1 protein-coding gene is annotated in these 482 nt (G+C 60.2%); it reads right to left on the bottom strand.

Annotated features, from left to right (window positions below; genetic code table 11):
* A partial coding sequence (locus HX815_RS31495) for a DUF6531 domain-containing protein (RefSeq protein ID WP_256351196.1) occupies positions 1 to 482 on the bottom strand: 482 nt, incomplete at both ends.

Here is a 482-nt window from a genome sequence, read left to right as displayed (position 1 = left end):
GCGTCGTCATACCTGTAGGAAACAACGTTCTGTTCGGTGACCCAGCCCGGCTCCCGCTGCACCTGATAGTCGACGGCAACGATATGGCCGCGCTCATACCGCAGCAGCAATCCCTGGCCAACATGGTTATCGATCCGATGAATCCGCCCGGAATAATCGCGGGCAATGCGCAGTCGGTTGTCATACGCATCGCTGATCGCCGTCAGCACACCGTCACGGAAGTGGTAGAAAAGCGAAGCCTGAGCCAGCACCCATTCATCCGGCAAAGCACCCAGATAAATCGCCGCTTCCGCCAGGCTATTGGTGATGGCCGGCCGTGCAGCAGAGGGCAGGGGAAAGGTGGTGCTGCGGTTTTCGTGATCGGTCCACACCACCGATTCGCCGCTCACCACCAAGCGCTGCGCCAGCGCATGACTCCAGCCAAACCCCAACCCGCAATCCACTTCCACGGCACTGCTGCGATACAACCGCGTCCAGGCAAA

The sequence above is a fragment of the Pseudomonas sp. E6002 genome (assembly GCF_013385565.1).
Lineage (GTDB): Bacteria > Pseudomonadota > Gammaproteobacteria > Pseudomonadales > Pseudomonadaceae > Aquipseudomonas.
This window is presented reverse-complemented; position numbering and strand designations above follow the sequence as displayed.